Origin of the sequence: Erysipelothrix sp. strain 2 (EsS2-6-Brazil), from assembly GCF_016617625.1 — a bacterium.
Lineage (GTDB): Bacteria > Bacillota_I > Bacilli_A > Erysipelotrichales > Erysipelotrichaceae > Erysipelothrix > Erysipelothrix piscisicarius.
On the sequence record NZ_SBAR01000013.1, the window covers coordinates 12,770 to 33,097 of the forward strand.

19 protein-coding genes and 1 other annotated feature are annotated in these 20,328 nt (G+C 37.2%); of the genes, 12 read left to right on the plus strand and 7 right to left on the minus strand.

All coding sequences use genetic code 11. The annotated features are described in order from the left end of the window. Positions 1-31 precede the first annotated feature (31 nt). Positions 32-1,363 carry an FAD-dependent oxidoreductase gene (locus EPJ89_RS07445; protein WP_161637150.1) on the minus strand — a complete coding sequence of 444 codons (1,332 nt, stop codon included), beginning with the start codon at positions 1,361-1,363 and terminating at the stop codon, positions 32-34. Positions 1,364-1,618: 255 nt separating this feature from the next. Here EPJ89_RS07445 and EPJ89_RS07450 point away from each other — a divergent pair, with 255 nt between their 5' ends. The 3 genes from EPJ89_RS07450 (at position 1,619) to EPJ89_RS07460 (ending at position 7,190) form a co-directional block, all read left to right on the plus strand. After that, on the plus strand, positions 1,619-6,178 hold the full coding sequence (locus tag EPJ89_RS07450) for an alpha-1,3-galactosidase-related protein (RefSeq protein WP_200549395.1): 4,560 nt from the start codon (positions 1,619-1,621) through the stop codon (positions 6,176-6,178). An 86-nt stretch (positions 6,179-6,264) separates the two neighbouring features. After that, complete coding sequence (locus EPJ89_RS07455) at positions 6,265-6,654, plus strand: HAD family hydrolase (RefSeq protein WP_125164871.1); 390 nt, start codon at positions 6,265-6,267, stop codon at positions 6,652-6,654. A 35-nt stretch (positions 6,655-6,689) separates the two neighbouring features. Then, complete coding sequence (locus EPJ89_RS07460) at positions 6,690-7,190, plus strand: HNH endonuclease (protein ID WP_161637147.1); 501 nt, start codon at positions 6,690-6,692, stop codon at positions 7,188-7,190. A gap of 9 nt (positions 7,191-7,199) precedes the next feature. Here the strand turns inward: EPJ89_RS07460 and EPJ89_RS07465 are convergent, their stop codons facing one another. From EPJ89_RS07465 to EPJ89_RS07475, 3 genes are all read right to left on the minus strand, one after another. Next, entirely contained in the window at positions 7,200-7,475 is a 276-nt protein-coding gene (locus EPJ89_RS07465) for a hypothetical protein (RefSeq protein WP_125164869.1), read from the minus strand. A 149-nt stretch (positions 7,476-7,624) separates the two neighbouring features. Continuing rightward, on the minus strand, positions 7,625-9,397 hold the full coding sequence (locus EPJ89_RS07470) for a glycerophosphoryl diester phosphodiesterase membrane domain-containing protein (protein WP_200542471.1): 1,773 nt from the start codon (positions 9,395-9,397) through the stop codon (positions 7,625-7,627). Between the two features lie 82 nt (positions 9,398-9,479). Beyond that, positions 9,480-9,926 (minus strand): CopY/TcrY family copper transport repressor, encoded by a 447-nt coding sequence (locus EPJ89_RS07475; protein WP_125164867.1) that lies wholly within the window; start codon positions 9,924-9,926, stop codon positions 9,480-9,482. A 177-nt stretch (positions 9,927-10,103) separates the two neighbouring features. On the opposite strand from EPJ89_RS07475, the gene EPJ89_RS07480 reads away from it, so the two are divergent. Then, positions 10,104-10,742, plus strand: coding sequence for a LytTR family transcriptional regulator DNA-binding domain-containing protein (locus EPJ89_RS07480; protein WP_161637144.1), 639 nt, complete (start codon positions 10,104-10,106; stop codon positions 10,740-10,742). Positions 10,743-10,807: 65 nt separating this feature from the next. Continuing rightward, the gene (locus EPJ89_RS07485; protein ID WP_161637143.1) at positions 10,808-11,809 is read left to right on the plus strand and encodes a ketopantoate reductase family protein; all 1,002 of its coding nucleotides are present in this window, start codon (positions 10,808-10,810) and stop codon (positions 11,807-11,809) included. 41 nt (positions 11,810-11,850) lie between these two features. Here EPJ89_RS07485 and EPJ89_RS07490 read toward each other — a convergent pair whose 3' ends face one another. Then, positions 11,851-12,408, minus strand: coding sequence for a TetR/AcrR family transcriptional regulator (locus EPJ89_RS07490; protein ID WP_161637141.1), 558 nt, complete (start codon positions 12,406-12,408; stop codon positions 11,851-11,853). Between the two features lie 138 nt (positions 12,409-12,546). Between EPJ89_RS07490 and EPJ89_RS07495 the strand changes: the two genes are divergently transcribed. Further along, the gene (locus EPJ89_RS07495; RefSeq protein WP_125164863.1) at positions 12,547-13,212 is read left to right on the plus strand and encodes a peroxiredoxin; all 666 of its coding nucleotides are present in this window, start codon (positions 12,547-12,549) and stop codon (positions 13,210-13,212) included. A gap of 95 nt (positions 13,213-13,307) precedes the next feature. Here the strand turns inward: EPJ89_RS07495 and EPJ89_RS07500 are convergent, their stop codons facing one another. Then, entirely contained in the window at positions 13,308-13,865 is a 558-nt protein-coding gene (locus EPJ89_RS07500) for a TlpA family protein disulfide reductase (protein WP_200549396.1), read from the minus strand. 140 nt (positions 13,866-14,005) lie between these two features. Here EPJ89_RS07500 and EPJ89_RS07505 point away from each other — a divergent pair, with 140 nt between their 5' ends. The 5 genes from EPJ89_RS07505 (at position 14,006) to leuS (ending at position 18,681) form a co-directional block, all read left to right on the plus strand. Next, the gene (locus EPJ89_RS07505) at positions 14,006-14,809 is read left to right on the plus strand and encodes a putative RNA methyltransferase (RefSeq protein WP_125164861.1); all 804 of its coding nucleotides are present in this window, start codon (positions 14,006-14,008) and stop codon (positions 14,807-14,809) included. After that, positions 14,806-15,420, plus strand: a complete 615-nt coding sequence (locus EPJ89_RS07510) for a pentapeptide repeat-containing protein (protein ID WP_200549397.1) — start codon at positions 14,806-14,808, stop codon at positions 15,418-15,420. The genes EPJ89_RS07505 and EPJ89_RS07510 overlap by 4 nt, the downstream gene beginning before the upstream one ends. Positions 15,421-15,438: 18 nt before the next feature. After that, positions 15,439-15,837, plus strand: a complete 399-nt coding sequence (locus tag EPJ89_RS07515) for a restriction endonuclease (protein ID WP_200549398.1) — start codon at positions 15,439-15,441, stop codon at positions 15,835-15,837. A gap of 9 nt (positions 15,838-15,846) precedes the next feature. Next, the gene (locus tag EPJ89_RS08860) at positions 15,847-15,981 is read left to right on the plus strand and encodes a hypothetical protein (RefSeq protein ID WP_275970734.1); all 135 of its coding nucleotides are present in this window, start codon (positions 15,847-15,849) and stop codon (positions 15,979-15,981) included. A 57-nt stretch (positions 15,982-16,038) separates the two neighbouring features. After that, positions 16,039-16,244: a binding site (T-box leader), on the plus strand. A gap of 34 nt (positions 16,245-16,278) precedes the next feature. Further along, positions 16,279-18,681: a leucine--tRNA ligase gene (leuS, locus tag EPJ89_RS07520; RefSeq protein ID WP_125164859.1), complete on the plus strand. Its 2,403-nt coding sequence runs from the start codon at positions 16,279-16,281 to the stop codon at positions 18,679-18,681. A 118-nt stretch (positions 18,682-18,799) separates the two neighbouring features. Here leuS and EPJ89_RS07525 read toward each other — a convergent pair. After that, positions 18,800-20,154, minus strand: a protein-coding gene (locus EPJ89_RS07525; protein WP_207106288.1) for an IS3 family transposase whose coding sequence is annotated in 2 segments (ribosomal slippage) — positions 18,800-19,663 and positions 19,666-20,154 — 1,353 coding nt in all. Because the reading frame shifts where the segments join, the coding sequence is not laid out codon by codon here. Between the two features lie 65 nt (positions 20,155-20,219). Here EPJ89_RS07525 and EPJ89_RS07530 point away from each other — a divergent pair. Then, on the plus strand, positions 20,220-20,328 hold a 109-nt coding region (locus EPJ89_RS07530), incomplete at its 3' end, for a helix-turn-helix domain-containing protein (RefSeq protein ID WP_244660816.1).

Consider the following 20,328-nt stretch of genomic DNA (forward strand, 5'->3'; position numbering starts at 1 on the left):
GACGCAGTTATGTGCGTTCTACTCTGTTTTTTTATTTCAAGATATCGTTTAATGACTCAGTGATTGTAGGGTGAGTATAAATACGGTCTCGCAAGATACGATAATCGAGTTTTAAATCCATGGCAAGTGTGATTAAGTTAATCATTTCGTGGGATTCAATGCCAAAGAGTGAGGCACCGATAAGATGATTTGTGGTGCGGTCAATTATGATTTTAAAGAGTCCCGTTGTATTGCCACTTACATGTGCTTTAGGAATGGTGCTGAGGGGTTGTTTAAACACTTGGATGTCAATGTTTTGATCAAGGGCTTGTTGTTCCGTAAGGCCAACTCGTGATAGAGGAGGAGTGATAAAGAGCGTATAAGGTACGGTTGTTCGATTATCCGTTGTGCGTTGATGATTACCAAAGAGATCATCTTCCACAATGCGGAAATCATCGAGAGAAATATACGTAAACTGAGGTCCACCTTTCACATCTCCCAAAGCCCAAATATTAGGGACATTGGTTTTAAGGTGTGAATCGACAAGAATGGCACCTCGATCATCAACGTTTATATCGGTATGTTCTAATCCAAGATTTTCGGTATTTGGCTTACGACCGATTGCACCGAGAATCTTCGAGGCACGAGTACTGTGCAGTTCGTCTTGTGTGATATAGCTTACTAATGCATGGTCTTGATAATCATCCACACCGCTCAAGGAAACACCCATATTAATCGCGATTCCCCGATCGGTAAAGGCATCGTAAATCGCATTGGCGATGTCACGATCTTCCCGAGGCAAGAAAACCGCTTTTTCATCAAGAATGGTTACCTTGGAACCATAAGCGTTAAACATCGAAGCAAACTCCAAACCAATATAGCCTGCTCCAATAATAATTAACTCTTCGGGTAATTTTGAAAGGTTCATGGCCTGTGTGGAATCGATTAAATATTTACTGTTTTGAAGCATTGAAGCTTGGGGTGGAATTGGAACAGATCCTGTATTAATAAAAATCCGTTCAGCTTCGATTTGATACGTTTCCGTTGTGTCATTTGTGATTTCAAGGACTGTATTTGAAACAAAACGTGCAGTCCCATCTACAACCGTGATAAGCGGATTGTCCTGAAGCATGTGATAATTCTTATGTCGAAGCAGCGAAACCGTTTGATCTTTTGAACGAACTGCATCGGTAAAAGGAATATGCGTTTCACTATCATGAATTAAGGACTTCGAAGGGATGCACCCAATATTAATGCAGGTACCGCCATACATTTCCGATGACGTCTCAATAACGAAGACTTCTTCTTGTTCTGAAGCGAGTCGTTTAGCGAGTGTTTTCCCAGCTTTTCCAAAACCAATAATAACATTTTTTACTTTCTTCATTGTATGCCTTCTTTCTATTTTTATGCTGTTTAGAGCATGTAACTGCGATGCTTTTAAATCACTTTGTACACTAAATATAACAAATTCCCCACTAAAAATTCCAATCATTTGCGCACCCTAATTGGATTCAATGCGCCAGTGCGGTATTTTTAGTAAACTTCAGTATTGTTACCGCCTAATCTTTACTGGATTAAAGTTGATAGTCATCATCGATTTATCTATAATGATTAATGAAAGCGTATACAGGAGGGGAATATGAAAAAAAGTAAATATCGCATGGTGATGACACTTTTATCACTTAGCCTAGCGATACCATTGTTACCAATTACAAAAATTAGCGGGGATAACTCAATGAAAATCATCTCAGTGAATGATTATGGTGCGGATGCATCGGGAATGAAAGAAAGTGGACCGGCTGTTGCACGAGCACTTGAAGTAGCGAAAGCGTTTGAAGGTCCAGTCGAAGTCCAATTTAATCCGGGAACTTACCGGATAACCAAAGAATTTGCGCAAACACGTGATATTCATACATCAAACACAGATAGTGTTGATTTTCCTACCAAACACATTGGGATTCTGATTGAAGACAATCATAATTTAACGCTAAATGGTCAAGGAGCCCAAATACTGTTTGAGGGGAATATGATGGCTTTGGCGGTCGTCCAATCTTCAAACATTACCATCCAAAACTTATCGTGGGATTTCTTAGTTCCCACAACATCTGAAATGACGGTTTTTGATTTCGATACTGAAAATAGAACGGTGGATTTTTTTATTCCATCATATTTTAATTATGAAATTCAAGGGAATTCGATCTTATGGAAATCCGAGTTAGACACAAGTGGGAAACCGTATTGGACTGAACGTAATGGTCATAGGAACTATGGAATTCAAGTTAAATATCCTACCGAAATGATGGGACGAAGCTATTATGCGAATCAAGACCCATTTCATGGTGTTTCAAATATTGAAACCTTACCCAGCGGACTCCTACGGTTCACCTACAACTCAAAACCTCAGATTGATCCGGTATTGGGCATGAATTATCAATTGCTGTCCAATACCGAACGCAGTACTGCGGGAGCGCTTGTGTGGGAGAGTAAAGACGTAACGTTTGAGGATGTTAAGATTTCATACATGCATGGTTTTGGACTGCTGGTTCAAATGTCTGAGAATGTTTATTTTAATCGTTTAAGAATGGAAACAGATATTGAAACAGGGAAAAATACTTCAAGTTATGCAGATGGAATTCATGTATCGGGATCAAAAGGGAAGATTGAAATTACCAATTCGTTTTTTAATAATACCCATGATGATCCCATAAATATTCACGGAACATTTACCCGTGTGGAAAAAAGAATCTCCGACACCACACTTCAATTAAACTATATTCATAAACAACAAGGAGGGTTTCCACAATTTTACCCTGGAGACAAGGTAATCTTCTATTCACGCGATACGTTGGAATCTAAGGATTTAGAAACGGAATATACCGTTAAAAATGTTCAAGGTCCTGATGCATCCAATCCTCGTACGATGGTCGTCGAATTTGAAGAACGGATTCCCGATTATGTTGATGATAAAATTGGAAACGAGCCCAAATATGTTGCGGAAAACATTACCTACACACCTGAAATTTTGATTAAAAACAATGATTTCAAAAATGTATTTACTCGGATGATTCTTGTAACTTCAAGAAAAAAGGTAATCATTGAAGACAATCGTTTTGATGCACCGACAATGCCAACTTTATTTTTCTCGAATGACTCGGATGAATGGTATGAATCCGGTCCAATCCGTGATTTAGAGATTCGAAACAATACATTTAAAATTCGATCACTAGGAAGGACCTGGTGGAAATATGCACCGGCTATCTACTTCCATCCTGTAACCAAAGGCGGCCATCTACCATCCGCAGAGCATCCAATTCATAAAAATATTCTTATAGAGGATAATACCTTTTATCTCGAAAGTGATGGTGTCTTACGTGCAGAAAGTGTCGAGAACCTCACCTTTAGAAATAATAAGGTATTACGTCTTAACCCAGAAATAAGTCTGCACCTGGACGGGGATGAAACATTGGCAGTTGGGCGTGAATACCCCCTCCGCTTGGAAGCGAATGGTAATCAAGTTCAGGGACTAGGTGTCTTGCCCAACGGTCCAGAAAACAATTCGGGTTCAGTTGCGAATGTCTTAGAATTTAAGAATAGTAAGAATGTAATTGTCGAAGGAAATAATTATGATGATGGACTCAAGAAAAATGTTCTTATTGAGGGGATGGAACCTCACCATTATCAGATTAACGATGTCGATCTCGATGTTTTAACCAAGCGTGAAAATCGAAAACCGACTGAACCTGTGGGGGCCATTTACTATGTATCGACGCATCCCGACATCGCAAGTGTGGATGCTGAAGGTGTGATTCAAACACATCGAAAAGGAAAAACAGACATTTATGCCTATACCGTTTGGAATGATACACTCATCAAATCAAACATGAAATCAATTACCGTTGATGAGATACAGACCGAAAGACTTGTATTTGATGAACCCATTATCCATATAAACCCTTCAATGGATTCCATATCGGTGCTTATTGGTGGTGAGACTTTTGACATGAGCGCGTTAACCATTCAAAGTTTTGATGAAGCGATAGTATCTTTTGAAGGTGGAATTCCAACTATTAGAAAGAGCGGAATCGCCAAGGCATTGATAACTTACAATGAAAAAGAAGGCATTGTGTACTTTGTTGTGGATCAACCTGACGACCAGTTGGTTCTAAATCCTCAAGTTCAAATTGAAGACCGAAATCATGCGCTAAACCTTAACACGACATCCTTTACAATCGATCGTGAAAATGGCCAAGATTTATGGGAAAACGATAATCGATTATCGAATCTTGTACGCGTCGATCTCGAACCAACATCCGATGAAGCTCGCGTATACATTGCGACAATGGATGGCTTGCCTTTACGTGCTCAGAACAGTTGGGATTCAAGTTATATGTTATTAATGAAGCAAAAGGAAGATGGAACCTTAGATCGCGATAACTATATCTCGATGGGTAAACGGGCTCATGCTGATGGTATTGGGTTTGTTCAGGAGATTAATGGACAGGGGAAAGAAGCCGCAACAAACACGATAGAGGATAATCCGACGACCAAGCAAACCTTTGCGTTGGAACATCGCAATAACAAAGTACATGCCTATGTTCTAAATGATGGGGGCTTCAAACACATTCATACATTTGAAAATATTGAGCATCTTGGAGATCATCCAGTTTTCGCGTTTGCAGGCTGGGGCAATACACAAAAGAATCGCACACTTGAAGTGAGTGATATTAAAGCATATCGTGGCTCTCTCTTTGAAAGTAGTGATATAGAACCGCTAAAAATACAAATTCCAGACTCGAATGCGTATCATCTCGAAACATTCGAGATAATGAATGCTGAAGCAAACATGTATCACGTTAAAACGAATTATGAAGGAAAAACACATGTATTTGTTCGAAACCAAGAGCAAATCAACTATGTGGACCAGGGTCGATTCCCCTTACAAGATGGGAAGACCTATGACATCGATGTGATCCATCAAGCATCAAGTGGAAAATTTTCGAACCGTATCCACCAAACCTATACAACCCAAGACAGAGAAGCCTATGCTTTAATACACAATCAAAAACTTGAAGATCAGATGATTCTCACAGTTCCAGCAGATCTTCTTAAATTATCTTACATTGATTTGAATGGAACATTGCAGGCGGTATCGATTGCAGACCGTGACTCAATTACACTTGATAACAAACACGTCTATCTTAATAAAATTCAGTCGAATGAAGTTGAGATTTTAGCAATTGAACCATCTTTTGGAAACATTGACTTAAGCCAACATGACACATTTATTTTTACGGATACTGAGAATACACTTGACTTAAAAATCAAAACCAGTGTTCCTCATGAAAATGTGACGGTTGTGAATGAAGATCACGGCATAATCAAAACGGTTGATGAAACTGGAAGCGTGTGTCTCGATATTTTTAATGGCGTAACAAGTTATCATATAAAAGCCGTTGCGGAAGATGGGGTTACGACCGCTACACATGTCATCCACATTTTGCGCAATGCGCCGATTACGCCAAATAGAGTGGAAATACGATTGGGGAATGAAACGATTGCGTCCGATGCCAACACGATTGATTTTAGACACAAATTTCAGTTGGAAGATTTAAGCGTCGATGCGGGTCAATCAAATATTAAAACAACATTCTACGATGTGCCTAAAGAAAATCGTAGTCACAGTGGAATTGCCTCTCGACATGTAATTATGAAGGTTTCATTTGAAGATAAACGTACGGTCATCCATCGTGAATTTGAAGCCGTAAATCTTGCACAGAAACTAAATTTAGAAGAAATCAAGAGACTGATTGAAACCGTTGAAGGGCTGTCGGAACGTCGATATACGGTTGGAAGTTGGCGTAATCTTCAAAAGGTCTTGAACGAAGTGAAAGACCAACTTAGTCTTCAAGCGTTAAGCCAAGATGTTGTGGATGAGGGGTACATCCGATTGGCAAATGCCTATCAAAACCTTGAAGAATATAAAGAGGAAAACCCAACTGATAAACCAATAGAGAACCCGACCGATAAACCGATTGAAAAACCATCAGAGCGTCCGAATAGAAAACCCGAAACCGAGTCACTGGATCATGCTTCAAACGAGAATTATTTACCGCTTACGGGTGTGTCATCAAAATTTGATTCGATTTTCCTGGTCGGATTGGGAATGGCGCTCATCGTCATAAATCGACGAAGAGAATAAAGGTTAGTTAATGACATGAATTTCAAAGCTTTATTTGATATGATTAAGGTAACGTATCTTAATATCAGATATAAAAGGAGTTTATTATGGGAATGAATAAAGAATTTAATGCCGTTAAAGAATTTCATGAGAAGTTTGGACATCCTGTCAAAGAATCACCAGTAATGATGGATGCGGATCGTGCAGCAAAGCGTTATGCATGGATGCTTGAAGAAATCAATGAATTCATTGAAGCAGAAGATCTTGTTGAACAAGCAGACGCGATGATTGATACAATTTATTTTGCGTTAGGAACGCTTGTTGAGATGGGGATTGAACCAGAACCACTTTTTGAAATTGTCCAACATGCAAATATGAGCAAACTTTGGGAAGATGGAAAACCTCATTACAATGAAGATGGGAAAACAATTAAACCAAAGGGTTGGGAAGACCCTCATTTGAAACTCGAACAAGCAATTGAAGCAATGAAAAAATAACACAGATATCTGTGTTATTTTTGTAGGAGGCCATGATGACAAAACGTATCAAAACAACGAAAAAAGAAATTGCGGATTATTGGGCAGATCGTATCGATACGATGAATTTGACCGTATCTTCAAGTCAAGCAAGCACCCATTGTTGGCGTTGCGGTGTCAAAAAGCGATTAGATCGATGTCATATACTTGCGGATGCACTTGGAGGTGCGGATACCCCTTCAAACTTTGTTTTACTTTGTAAACATTGTCATATTGATAATCCAAATGTCAGTGATTCAGAGATAATTTGGGATTGGCTGAGCGCGTATGCGGTGTCATCAGATCAGGTTTATTGGTTTGAACAAGGACTGCGCGAATATGCATATATTTATCATGAATCCATCAACCGTGAAGTTATTGATACCAAATTATTTCAAGAAACTTTTTTAAAACAAATGGAACATGTATCGCATCACTTTGGGCAGCCTCGTAATAATCCCGCTACAATTGCAGGTGCGTTGCGATTAACGTTGAATGAAATCAATAAGGACCGCTAATAGCGGTCCTTACTCTTGAAATAAATTGTGTTCGTTCTGCGATAAAATTGCATCGCGTAGTCGAATCTGCGCAGCTTCCATTTTATTTAGGTTATTATCTTTTGCAAGTGTTCGTATTTCTTCCTTAATCGTATCAGGACTTTCGCCTGTTATTCGTGCAATTTCTTCCACAAATACTCTTAACTCCGATTTATAGGGAACAGGTTGTGACTGTTTCCACCCAATGTAGCTTAATGCACATAGGTTTGTGATAATAAGAAATATAATTAAATAATTTTTTTTCATACTTACAACATCCTCTCGGGATAAGTTTATAGATTTTCACTTAATTTGAAAAGGTCTTAAACGATAGTTTTGAAAAAATATGACTGAATTTACGAAGAAGCAAAAGATTTATTAGTAATAAGAAGAATGAGGAACGACTTTCACAATTTTCAATTTAGAGAAGACAAAACATCTTTGTAAATACGGTCAAAAGGTGTTGCCGCTTTTAAATCTTCAATTACTTTTTGTGCAGCTTCCACGTGGTCCGTAATAATACCCGTAACTTCCATTGTGAGATATAAATCCATACGATCTTCTTCGTTTACCGTCCATACAAAGAGATCTTTATTATAACGCGCAATATCATTAAGGGTGCGAGAGGAAATTGATGAATCTTCAATCGAATAAAAATCAACATCTAACCGTTCCAAACCACCGATATTCAACCCTAAGATATAACCGGTATACGTGTCAGGGTACATGGCTTTAAGTTTTAGTATTGCGGTCTTATCAAGGGATTGGAACGCTGTCACAGAGCGCATGTCATATTTATCCAGCGTCTCGATCATTTTATCAATAAACGTATGATCATCATACTTTGATGTTTTGAGTTCAACCATAAGCGGTTGATTGAGGCGTTTTGCTTCAGCAACGTATTCATCAAATGTGGGAATACGACTTTCATATCCATTGTGTACTAATGTTACATTTTGAACTTCCTCAAGTGTGAGGAGATGAATGTTGTCCGTTTGATCACTCAGTCGTTTCAACGTATTATCATGAAACACAACCAGATGTCCATCTCCTGTCATTTGGATATCCATTTCAACATAATCAGGCTTGTAAGTACTTGCTATTTGTAAAGACTCCAATGTATTTTCAATGGCTCTTACAGACTCACCACGGTGAGATACGACTTTTGTCGATGAAGTTAAAGCATCACTGGGTGTACTTAAATAAACATTGATACCAAACAAGGAAAAGACTGCCACCATAATAATATTGATGCGAAGATGATGTTTTTTGGGGGCGAAGTTCTTTTCAGTAAGAATTGGCTTTTCATCTAGAATCTCGTGATAGGCGACAACCGTAGCTTGCAAGGTAAAGATATTCGAGTATGAAATGGTAAAAGCTAGAAAAAAGAAAATCATAGAAACAGACAAAGCACCCGTAATCTTTGTGACTTGCATGTTTGATTCGGGAACTATGGCCATAGGTATTGAGAGAATAAAAACACCTGCAACCGTAACCGCAGTGGTTAGCAAGGCAATGACTGTGACGAGCTGAAATATTTTAAATGTACGGCGTTTTGTTAGGGCCCAACTTTCCTTTGCAGCTTCTATAAAACTCAGTTCGTCTCGCGTAATAAAAATTACCGGTGTAAAGAAAAGACGAATATTAAGAATAAATGCAGTAACAATCGCAATAGTATAAGCAACTAATCCAGCTGGGTTCTCCAAGACCGCATCAACCACAAATCGAGGTAAGTGTACATTAGAGGTAATATTGGTGGTCATACCAATGTTTGCGTTAGGCATAATTAAAAATATATAAACCAGGATGAGTAGAATCTGTGACGAAAATATTTTGCGAAGTGGTTTAATAAAATCATTTTTAACCAATTTTTGCTTTTCATAAGGTCGGTTTGCAAACTTAATGATGACGGTGAGTTGAAATAAAATAAAAATGGCAATGAGAATGATGCTTAGAATAAGAAAAAAGAGCGCCGTGGGACTGCTAAGTAATTCCCAAAAGTTTTCATTGGTAATTCCAATTATATTTGCTCTAAAAAGCGCAATCTTAAACACACGATCTGCAATTTGTTTAATTAAAAGTAGTGACATGGATTCCGCGAGGATTATGATTAATACGTAACGAAATGTGTCATCTTTAATTTGAATAAAACTTTTCTTGAGTGTTTCAAGTATTTTAAATGTTTTCATAAAGTCCCCTTTCGTTTCTATTATATGAGAGAACGATATAAAAACCTATTAAGACTCTCTTAAGAATAAAAAAGAAAGCAGATTATGCTTTCTTACAAGTACAAGTATCTTGACCGCAGTTACATGAAACGACACAATTACATTTAACAACATCGACTGACGTTTTTTGATTCAACGCCTCCAAAAGTAGGTGTTTATCATGATGCGAGAGTTCATAGTGCTCGATGATATTTTTTAAGGTACTACCAACTTCTTGGGCGCAAATTGAATCAAATGCCTCCATGATTCGGCTTTGTGTTCCTTGCTTTTCAGATAGTGTGGGCCGATAAACATATGCCTTACCCTCAGTATCTGCTTTCACATAACCTTTTTTAACCAATCGACTAATCAAAGTTTTCGTCGTTGCGGGTTCCCAATTTTTTGACAGTTTAAAATGATCAGCAACTTCACGGCTTGTAGCATGGTTCAATGTCCATAAAACACGTAAAACTTCCCATTCTGAATCGGAAACTAATTTTGTGTCTTTCATTCAATCACCTCTACTAGTAGATTACAGTTGTAGTCGGTATAAGTCAAGGTAAATGCTTAGGCGAGATTGATGAAAAAGTTTAATTAAAAAATGCCACTTATGCATATAAATACCACTTAAGCAAACTACATTTACAAGCGTTTATACATTCGATAAATTTGTGGAGAAAGATATGAGGTGATTGAAGTGATATTTATTGCCATGTGTATTAAAGCAGAAAAAAATCGAGAACTTGTGAAAAAGGTAGTGACTCAATGTAGTGAGTTGTTGCTGTTGCCCATTGTTGCGGACTGTGTTCGTAAAGCGGACCAGCATTATCAAATTGTGATTACTGATCATTGCATGTCGCAGTCAAAGCATGTTGGTATGGATCAGCATGTTGTCTATCTAGATGTTCCTCTTACAGATGATGTTTTGAGGTATACATACCATATTCCATTTTGTCCGCAAAAACTGTACAAGTGCTTAGTGACGATTATTCAGGAGCACCGTCCTTGGTCTGATAATATTGTAATCGATGGGAAGCCGTCCCAGTGTATTCGGGCAGAGGATATCTACTATGTAGAGACAGAAGGGAGAAAAATTGCGGTTGTGACTAAGAACGGAAGATTTTATAGTAATCGTATTTTCTCAATTTGGGAACGACTTTTGTCACGATTTACATTTGAACATTGTTATCGGGGCATAATGGTTAATCTAAAATATGTTCGCGCTGTGTCATCGAGCTTACTTTTTTTAAATGATGGAACACGTTTGCCGATATCACGGCGACGTTATCAACGTTTCTATAGAAACTATAATCGCCTACGAAAATAATAAGAAAGATGAAAATATTTTAGAAATCGTTTAAAATAGAGTTAAAGGAAGTGAGGCGTGAGCTCATGGATATTTTAATTCTAGGACTGGGCACGATTGGAACTCTATACGGGTCCTTGTTTTTCCGTGCGGGCCATAATGTTGAACATTTCCTTCGAGAAGGAAAAGACCATGTCGATTGTGTTCATGTGAAATTACTTGATGGAAGACTCAATCCTAAGGGGAAAGAGCTTTCTTTTGACTATAAAATTAAACCTTCTACAAAAAAAGAGTATGATTTTATTTTTGTTAGTGTATCATCAGGGAATCTAAAAGAAGCAATGGATTGCCTACGGGAAGCGAAGATTCATGGAACGGTATTACTCTTTACGGGGGTTTGGACCGATCACAAGCGTCTCGATGAAATCATGGGATTCTACAATTATATTTTAGGATATCCTGTTGGAGGCGGTTCGATGGATGAAGAAGGCGTTCTTACAGCCGTCGTAAATGAGTATGTCATGATTGAGTCAAAGTCGAATGCTCGAATTCCAAACTACAATCTTATGATGTCGCTTTTTAAAAGTTGTGACATTACCTTTGAGATACCACATGACATGTTAGAATGGATGTGGGTAAGAATGTCAGTAAGTGCTGCAATTGTATCAACTGTAGCTTTGTATGGGAATCTTAGTTTTCCGGGTGCTTCTGTCGAGTATGTGATGACAAACAGTAAAGCGTTAGCGCATTGCATACGAACAATTCGTGAAACACTCTTAATTGCTCGAGGACGAGGCATCAATATGAATCACTTCAAGCAAGAAATTTTACCTTATAAATTTCCAGCGGGTATTTCGGGCTGGGGAATGAAAGTTAAATTTAAAACGAGTCGAATTGCACGTGAATCGATGAAGCGACACAATAATATCGATGATTTAATGTATATATGCTACGAAGTGTTTCATGAAGGAAAGCGACAATGTGTCCCAATGCCCCATTTTACCGAGAACATGCAAGCGATGCTCGTAAAACTTGAAGAACAAGAGCACATTGATCCATCTTTATATAATCACATTAAAAAATTCTAAAAAAAGACCACCTTTTACCAAGTGTGGTCTTTTACGTTGTATTAATGAAAAAAAGCAATCAATGAATGGTATAAGAAATCAATGTTATCTTCTTTCGAAAATGGATAGTTTTCAATTAAAAATGAAAGATTGGATAATAATGAATAGATTAACTTTGTGATAATCTCAGTATCAAATACCCAAGGATTCGCAATCGGCATGTCTTTGAAGACTTCTTTAATATTGGTAAGGACAAAGCCTTGAAGATCTTCCAAGCTCTCAGCGTTCATTCCTCGAACACGTTTAAAATGTACTCCAAGGCCATGTCTCTTCTCGGAGTCGTAGTATAAAACTTCCAAACGCTTCCTAAATTTTGCATTAAAGTCAACTTCAGTTGTAATGCAATTTTTTAAACGAGCAAATGTGTCAGCCCAACTTTTATGCACAACTGCAGCATAGAGAGATGCTTTATCACGATAATAATTATAAAGCGTCCCCACAGCGATGTTTGTCTCCTTCGCAATCATCTTCATACTTACGTCTTCATAGTCATGTAAATAAAAAAGGTGTTCTGCGCTGGCAAAAATTTCTTCTTCAATGTTATGTATAATCTTTGGCATACGTTTCCTCAATCCTTATAAATGTAAGATAAGCATACCATAAATCCTTAGAGAATATCACTGGATTAAGTTGACAATGATAATCACTATCACTATAATGAATGTATAAGGCAGGTGCCCTATACTAGGAGGATATATATGGAAAACAACAGTACATTCCCATTGTTGGGAGAAAAATTTCCTACATTAAATGTAAAAACGACACAAGGTCAAATGACCTTACCGGATGCATATGCAGGGAAATGGTTCGTTCTATTTAGTCACCCAAGTGACTTTACACCCGTGTGTACAACAGAATTTATAGGATTTGCGAAAGCAGCAGATGAATTTAATGCAATTGGGGCAGACCTCATTGGTCTATCAATTGATGGGGTTCATGCACATATGAAATGGATTGAATGGATCGATGAACATGCAAATGTTAAGATTCCATTCCCAATTATTGCGGATGAACTTGGACGTGCAGCATCACAACTCGGCATGCTTCATTCTGCAATGGGTACAAATACAGTTCGTGCAGTATTCATCGTAGATGATAAAGGTGTGCTAAGATTAACAATGTATTATCCACAAGAAGTTGGACGCAGTATTGATGAAATTCTTCGTGCTACAAAGGCGCTTCAAACAGCGGATAAATACAGTGTTGCAATCCCTGAAAATTGGCCAAATAATGAATTTATCGGTGATCATGGAATTGTTCCACCAGCATCAACAATCGCAGATGCTGAGAAACGCAAAGCGCAAGCAAATGAAGGCGATACAGAGTACCTTGACTGGTGGTTTGTTCATAAACCCATTAAATAAGTTCTAATAAAAAACGAATCCCAATGCTTCGAGCAAGCATTGGGATTCGTTTTTTATTGATTCATTATGTGCTAAATAGAATTGAACCTTAGGCTCTAATTTCTATGTGCATCGATACCGTCAAACATATTTTTAAGACGTAAGTGCAAGAACTTAACTTGAGTTTCAGTGAGTGCAACTGGAGGTTTGTGTCCATCAACCGTACCTAAATGTGTTTGAATTTTTCCATCTTTATCAATCGCTACAACAAAAGGTACATATCCATTTGATCGGAGTGCTTCAGGAAGTTGTTTATCCCAATCAGACAACCGTTTTTTCAAGTCATCGCTATTACTGTATTCTGAATTTTGAACATCCAACATCATAATTTCAGGCTTAATTTCGATTCCTTGTTCTTTGTAGCTTGCTTCTAAGTCTGTTATCACTGTTTCCATTTCGGGAACAAGGGCAACACACCATGGACAATCAGCATAACCGATATAGTAAATACCTTCCTTAGAATTTTCTAAGTTTTTGATGATCGTTTCAGAATCAGTTGTTACGTAGTGATGATCTTTCTTAGTGAATCCTTTATAATCTTTCATGAGATTATTTGAGGTGCAACCTGTTAATACGAAAATTGAAACGAGTAGGACGAGTAATGTTTTTTTCATAATGACCTCCTTAGTCTCTTAAATTATAAAACTTTTTTCTAAAATTGCAAGATAAACATAGTCGATATATATGTTAAGTATGTTGGTAGAAAAGAGGATGAGGTGTGGTATAATTATTACTAAGTAAGGCAGGGATTTATATGACATATTTTAAGTGTCCTAATTGTGGACAAGCATTGGAAGAACAGGAACGATCTTACGTTTGTTCTAAGGGTCATCAGTTTGATCGAGCCAAGAGTGGTTATGTAAATTTACTCATGTCCCAAAAAGATAAAATGAAGCAACATGGTGATGATAAGCTGATGGTTCGTGCTCGGAGAGAATTTTTAGATAAAGGATACTACGGATTATTGCTTGATCAAATCAAGAATGTCTTTGATAGGTTCTCGAGTAATCACATTTTGGATGCGGGTTGTGGTGAGTGTTGGTATACGGAATCGTTACTCAAGTCAGGACGAACGGTTTATGGTGTTGATATTTCAAAGAATGCCGTTGATTTGGGATCAAAACGAAACTCAGATTTGATGCTTGCAGTGGGAAGTACCTTTGATTTACCGATCATTGATGATTCATTCGATGCATGCTTATCTGTTTTTGCTCCTTTTAAGATTGAAGAAATCTTTCGGGTTTTAAAAGACGATGGGATCTTTGTTCAGGTATTTCCACTTGCGAATCATTTGATGGAACTCAAAGAAATCGTTTATGATCAACCTTATGCAAACGATGTTGACGTGAAAATGTATGAAGGATTCCAATTACTCGATGTGATGCAAATTAAGGGACCCATAGAAATAACCTCAACCGAGGATATTTTAAATGTTTTCAAGATGACTCCTTATGCCCATCGTACACCCAAAGAAAATATTGAAAGACTGACGAAGTATTCACACTTAAATGTAGGCTTAGAATTTGGTCTTGCAATCTATAGAAAAGAGAAATTATGAAAAGACCTCAGTTTATCGAAGAGTTGGTAGTGAGCAATGCTCGTGTACTCTTTTCGGAATTAAAGCGTAATACACGTTATGAATCATGTTTAATTTATCAAGATCACGCATTAGTAAAGTGTGAACAAGTCTGTTTTAGTAAATGTGAATTTGAAATTGATGCGTGTGATCGTGCCGAATTTCTGGATGTTGTGTTTGATCGTTGTGATCTAAGTAATCATTCTTTACAAAAAAGTTATCTTTACCGCTGTGAATTTTTGTCCTGTAAGTTAATGGCGAGTGAAATTTACGATAGCAAAGTTAAGGATGTGTTATTTAAAGATACATTGATGAATTTTATGAATTTGTCACAATCAAGTTTTGAAAATGTCGTGTTTGAGGGATGCCGACTTAATGAGACATCCTTGATGATGGCAAAATATAAGAATATGAAGTTTAACGATTGCGAGCTTACAGGGTTAAATCTCTCGGATACGCGCTGTAACGCTTTAGATTTAACGACTTGCACCTTTGATACGATTGTATATTCTCCCTCACTTATAAAAGGAATGCGCATTCGTGCCGATCAAGCAAGTGCGTTGATTGGTTATCTCGGTTTAATTATTGATTAACGAAAGGTGGTATTAAATATGAATTTTATTGCTTCGCTTTTTAAAACTAAAACTCCTAAACACATATTAGAGGTCCGTAATCAGAAGGCATTTGAAAATTATTTCTTAAATCTGTTACCGCTGTTGGGTTATGATTCGATTCAAGTTCCTGAGGCGAAGTATGCCCATGGCGTTCATGTTGTTGCAAAGAAAGATGGGATGCGTTGTGCATTTAAAATCGTATTTAATCCTAAGGAAGTAGGGACCGATCCGATTTCAGAGCTCGCGGCTGCTTTGGTGTTTCATAAGGCGAAGATTGGTATTGTTGTTACCAATGGTGTTTTCACTGAAAAAGCTGAACAGTATTCAAACATAAAACGCATTAATCTGTGGGATGTTTATCACTTAGATAAATTAGAATCGCGATTAAATTTTTAGGAGGCTCATTTGAAAAAAATTATAAATAAAGCGGTTAAAAAGGCGAATCGGAAGCCCTCAATGTTATTGGCTGCGGGTTTAGTCATAACCAATATTGTTCTCATGGCAATTGTTAAAGAAGGAACTAAAAATGAAGAGGCGTAAGACGCCTTTTTTAATGACTTGGTTTATTGACTTTTGGTGATGTTTCCACTATTATTTAAGAAAGCGATGATAAGAAATAGTAGAAAATTAAAATAGCGAAGAGAACTGATGGTTGGTGTGAATCAGTGTATTAAGATTTTTGAACTCATCTTTGAGCATAATTTCTGAATCAGTAGGAAATTACGTCCCCTGCGTTAAAGGATTGAGAGTCTATCGAATATCGATAGGAATTAAGGTGGTACCGCGAGCAATTCGTCCTTTAGAGGTACTTTTTTTTATGTTATAGGAGGATAAAAAATGTATAACCATTTAAAAATTGAGAAAAAATGGCAAAAATATTGGGATGAACATGAAACGTTTAAGACAGATGTTCATAACTTTGATTTACCAAAATATTATGTTTTAGACATGTTCCCATATCCATCAGGAAATGGACTTCATGTAGGGCATCCACGTGGGTATACTGCGACGGATGTAATTGCACGTTATAAACGCATGAACGGTTTTAATGTCTTACACCCTATGGGATGGGATGCTTTTGGTCTACCTGCAGAGCAATTTGCCTTGAAAACTGGAAATCATCCAAATGAATTTACAAAACAAAATATCGCGCACTTTACTGATCAAATTAAAAGTCTTGGTCTTTCTTATGATTGGAGTCGTGAAATTTCCACAACAGATCCAGGTTACTACAAATGGACTCAATGGATCTTTACAAAGCTTTATGACATGGGATTGGCTTACGTTGATGAGAAACCCGTAAACTTCTGTCCTGAATTGGGAACCGTTCTTGCGAATGAAGAAGTCATTGACGGTAAGAGTGAAGTGGGTGGTTTTGATGTAATTCGTATGCCAATGCGTCAATGGGTCTTAAAAATTACGGAATACGCAGATCGTTTATTGGAAGATTTGGATTTAGTCGAATGGCCAGATTCAACAAAAGAAATGCAAATTAACTGGATCGGTCGCTCTGAAGGGTCGAATGTTATCTTTAAAATTGCAGATCATGATAAAGAATTTACAGTATTTACAACGCGTGCAGATACGTTATTTGGAAATACATATTGTGTTCTTGCTCCAGAACATCCTTTTGTTAAGGAAATTACAACGCCAGATAATATCGATGAAGTAAATGCTTATGTTGAGAAAGTGTTGCATAAGTCTGATTTAGAACGTACTGAACTCAATAAAGAAAAATCAGGTGTATTTACAGGAGCATATGCCATTAATCCTGTAAATGGAAAAAAGGTTCCAATTTACATCGCAGATTATGTTCTCGCAGCATACGGTACGGGTGCAATTATGGCAGTACCTGCACACGATACACGTGATTTTGAGTTTGCTAAGAAATACAATCTTGAGATTATTCCAGTGATTGAAGGTGGCGATACTTCTGTAGAAGCGTACACTGGAGATGGAATTCATATCAATTCTGGATTCTTAGATGGTATGGGTAAGGATGAAGCAATAGAAACAATGCAAGCGTGGTTGGTTGAGAATGGTTACGGAGAAGCGAAAACTACGTACAAACTTCGTGATTGGTTATTCTCAAGACAACGTTATTGGGGAGAGCCAATTCCAATTGTTCATTTAGAAGATGGAACCATGCGTACAGTTGAACTTGATGAACTTCCTCTTGAACTTCCTGAGGTTGAAAATTACAAACCAGCGAGTGATGGTCAATCGCCACTTGCGAATGCCGGTGATTGGTTGGACGTAACGTTTGCGGATGGTACAAAAGGACGCCGAGAAACAAATACAATGCCACAATGGGCAGGATCTTGCTGGTACTACTTACGTTATATTGATCCAGAAAATAATGATGCAATCGGTGATCCAGAACTTCTAAAACATTGGATGCCTGTGGATCTTTATATGGGTGGCTCGGAGCATGCTGTTCTCCACCTTCTTTATGCACGATTCTGGCATAAGGTCCTATTTGACCTAGGTGTTGTGGATACCAAAGAACCATTTGGTAAACTTTATCACCAAGGGATGATTCTCGGTGCTAATAATGAGAAGATGAGTAAGTCACGAGGAAATGTTGTGAATCCTGATGATATCGTAGAAAGTCATGGTGCGGATGCTCTTCGTGTTTACGAAATGTTCATGGGCCCCTTAGATGGCGCTATTGCATGGAGTACACGTGGCCTTGATGGAATTCGTAAATGGCTTGATCGTGTCTACCGTTTAATGGTTGAGTCTGATAAGATTACGGAAACGAATGATGGTAGCCTTGATTTTGTATATAACCAAACGGTTCAAAAAGTTACACATGATATTGAAACATTTGGTATGAATACTGCAATTTCACAGTTGATGATTTTTGTGAATGAAGCATATAAAGCAGAGACATTGTATAAAGATTACGCTCTCGGATTTATTAAAATGCTTGCATGTTTTGCACCGCATTTGGGTGAAGAACTTTATGAAATTGTGTCTGGTAATGGCGATATTAGCTATGAACCATGGCCAAAGTTTGATCCAAGTAAATTAGTGCTTGATGAATTAGAAATTGTTGTTCAAATTAACGGGAAAGTACGTGCTAAATTTATTGCACCTAATAATTTACCAGAAGATGAATTAAAAGCTCTTGTATATGATCAAGCACAAGTTCAAAAAAATCTTGAAGGTATGACCGTTATCAAAGAAATTGTGATTAAGAATAAGATTGTTAATTTGGTTGTGAAGCCAAACTAAAACAGACGAAAGTCTGTTCCTAAATTCAAATCTCAACCGCACCACCCAAGGTGCGGTTGTTTTTGTATAATAAAAGGAGCCCACCCGACTATGAACTGAACCCCAAATTTTGGACAAGCTAATTATCTTTTAAATTTAAGGATTGATTCCTGTATTGAACAGGGGTCAGTCCTTTTAGTTTGCTCTTAATTCTCTTGTTATTATAATAGTCGATATATTCATCAATTGCATCAACTAATTCTTCTACCTTTTTATACTTATGTTCTTGGTCATAATACATTTCTGATTTTAGTAGCCCAAAAAAGCCCTCCATGAGTCCGTTATCAATACTATTTCCCTTTCTTGACATACTTCTAATCATCGAATGTGCTTCTAATTCTTTCACATAAAATTGATGTTGGTATTGCCATCCTCTATCCGAATGAATAATTGTTCCTTGCGTATCGTTACAAGAAAATGCCTTGTGAAGCATGTCTCTAGTTTGATCCAAATTAGGACTTGTAGATATGTTGTAAGATACAATGTATCTACCATATGCATCAAGTATTGGTGAAAGATAGATTTTCTTCCCTTGCACATTAAACTCAGTGATATCCGTAAACCATTTTTGATTGGGTTTATCAGCTTCAAAATCTCTTTGAACTCGATTCTCAACAATGGTTCCCACTGTCCCTTTATATGAAGAATACTTACGTTTCTTTCTTATGATTGAATGTAATCCCATTTTATTCATAAGTCTCAAGACTTTCTTGTGATTTACACGAATTCCTCGATTATTTAGTTCTAAAGTAATTCTACGATAACCATATCGTCCTTTGTGATCATAATAGATTTCTATAATCTCTTGCATGAGTTCGTCGTTTTTGGTATCAAAATCAATTTTTGAAACGTAGAAGTAGTAAGTAGATCGAGCGAGTCCGGATATTTTTAAAAGAATCTCTAAGGGATATTTTTGTCGTAGTAAGGAGACTACTCTGGTTTTTTCTTCTTTTCGCGCTCCACCCTTTGTTTCACTACGGCATTCAATTTTTTTAAATATTCATTCTCCGCTTCCAAATACTTGTTTTTTTTCTTCAATGCCTTTAGTTCATCATTAACTGTTAACAGTTTAGTTGGTTTTGTCATAGATGGTTTACCTCGTTTCCGTTCTATGACATTATAGCCGTTTTCTTTATAATTTTTAATCCAATTGTAAATCAATCCATCAGAACTTAATCCAAGTTCGATGGCGACAGCTATTGTACTTTCTCCATCCATTAATATCCGATTTATTACTTCTGACTTAAATTCATGAGAATAAAAGTGATTTTTGTTTCGTCTTAGAACATTAGGTCCATGTTGATCGATAAGTCTTAACAAATATTTAATACTTGATTTATTAATACCATACTCATTTACTAATGAACATACTGATTGTCCTAACTTTCGTTTTTCATATATTTCAATTTTTTGTTTTCGTGTTAGCTTAGCCATAAAAAACCGCACCTCCTCATCTTTGTCCAAGATTCGGGGTGCGGTTCACTAAAAGGAGCTCCCATATGAAGTATAAACAATTAGATAAAAAAATGAAAGACCAAATTGATATTCTATTAAGCATCGGCTACTCTATGCGCAAGGCAGCACGTAAACTCAATATATCTCATTCTA